General features: G+C 66.4%; 1 protein-coding gene. It reads right to left on the bottom strand.

Going from position 1 to position 2,096, the window contains the following annotated elements:
• Positions 1 to 175: 175 nt before the first annotated feature.
• Positions 176 to 2,096 (bottom strand): efflux RND transporter permease subunit (locus O5O54_RS22105; protein WP_279484005.1); only part of this gene is annotated, 1,921 nt, incomplete at its 5' end.

Here is a 2,096-nt window from a genome sequence, read left to right as displayed (position 1 = left end):
TAGAGCGTCCCGGCCGCCAATACGGCTGGCGATGTCGAGGCCGGCGACGCCGCCGCCGACGATGACGAGGTGATGGTCTCGGTTCAAATTGGCTTTCCTCTGCGGTGAGGCGGATGTCTGCGCGCCCGTTCAGGCTTGCGGCGTCTCCCGGCGATGGCGGTAACGGTCGCGGCGGCTAGGCCATCGCCGTCCCGGCCTTGCCGCTCACGTCCGCCTTGAACGGCTCGTCGGACGCCGGGCCGTGATGGTCCGGCTGCCCCGTCTCGCTCGGTTTGATGCGGAACCAGGCGACGTAGAGCGCAGGAAGAAACAGGAGCGTCAGGACGGTTCCGACGATGATGCCGCCCATCATGGCGAAGGCCATCGGCCCCCAGAAGATCTCGCGCGAAATCGGGATCAGGGCGAGCGAGGCGGCGGCGGCCGTCAGCAGGATGGGCCGCATGCGGTGCTCCGTGGCATCGAGCACTGCGTCCCAGCGGCCCCACCCCTCGCGGATATGGTCCTCGATCTGCACGATGAGGATCACCGAGTTGCGGATCAGGATACCGATCAGCGCGAGCACGCCGAGGATGGCGACGAAGCCGAGCGGCGCGCCCGAGGGAACCAGCGCCGCGACGACGCCGATGAGGCCGAGCGGGGCGACGGCGACGACCATGAAGAGCCGCTGGAAGCTCTGCAGCTGGAACATGAGGATGGTCGTCATCGTCAGGAGCATCAGCGGCAGGACGCCTGCGATCGGCCCTTGCCCCTTGGCGCTTTCCTCGACCGCGCCGCCGACGGCGATCGAGTAGGACACCGGAAGCTTGGCGCGCAGCGCCTCGATCTGCGGCGCCAGTTCCTGGTCGATCGTGGCAGGCTGCACGTCCGAGATCACGGTCGCCTTGACGGTAATCGTCGGCACGCGGTCGCGTCGCCAGATGAAGGGCTGTTCCATCTCGTAGTCGAAGGTGGCGACGGCGGCGAGCGGGATGACACGGCCGTCCTGTGTGTTGAGCTGGAGATTGCGCAGCGTCTCGATCGAGTTGCGTTCCTCGTCGCTCGCCCGGCTGACGACGTTGACGAGATAGATCGCATCGCGGATCTGGGTGGCCGTGGTGCCGCCGACGACGTTGCCGAGCGCCGAGGCGATGTCCTGGGAGGAAATGCCGAGCTGGCGGGCCTTGTCCTGCAGGACGTTCACCTTGACCACGCGTGCGGGCTCGTTCCAGTCCATCGTCACGCGGCCCATGTTGGGATTGCCGCTGACGATGCCGGCCACCTCCTGCGCCCGTTCGCGGACAGCCTCAAGATCCGGACCGCTGACGCGGTACTGGATCGGCCGCCCGACGGGAGGGCCGAGGTCCATCGTATGGACGAAGACGTCGGTTCCCACGAACTCGCGCTCGCCGATATCGCGCAGCTTGGCGATCACGCGGTCTCGCGCCTCGACGTCGGGCGTCATGATGACGATCTGGCCGTAGTTCGGGCTCGACGGCTGCACGTCGAAGGACAGGACGAAGCGCACCGCCCCCTGGCCGACATAGGACGACCAGTAGGTGACGTCCGGATCGTCCCGCAGGTTCGCCTCGAAGCGGTCCATCTGCGCGCGCGTCTCGTGGATCGAGGTGTTCTGCGAGGCCGTCCAATCGACGATCACCTCCGGTCGGTCCGAGGTCGGGAAGAACTGCTGCTGGACGAAGCCCATGCCGAAGATCGAGCCGGCGAAGAGCGCGACCGTGACGAGGATCGTCAGCCATTTGAAGCGCACGCAGAACCGAAGAAGCCCGGCGAAGACCCGCCCGAGCCAGCCCCGCTTCTCGGAATGCTTCTTCATCGACTTGGGCATGAACGTCACGCCGAGGACCGGCATGAAGAAGACGGCGACGATCCACGACACGATGAGCGACACCGCGATCACGACGAAGAGCGTGAAGGTGAACTCGCCGGCGGCGCTGCTGTTGAGCCCGACAGGCATGAAGCTGGCGACCGTGACCAGCGTTCCCGTCAGCATGGGGAAGGCGGTCGAGGTGTAGATGTAGGTCGCCGCCTTGTGCAGGTCGTCGCCGACCTCCAGCCGTGCCACCATCATCTCGATTGCGATCATCGCGTCGTCGACA

It is taken from the genome of Aureimonas sp. SK2, from assembly GCF_029813115.1.
Classification (GTDB): domain Bacteria; phylum Pseudomonadota; class Alphaproteobacteria; order Rhizobiales; family Rhizobiaceae; genus Aureimonas.
Note: the sequence above shows the minus strand (reverse complement) of the source record. Positions and strands in the feature narration are given on the sequence as shown.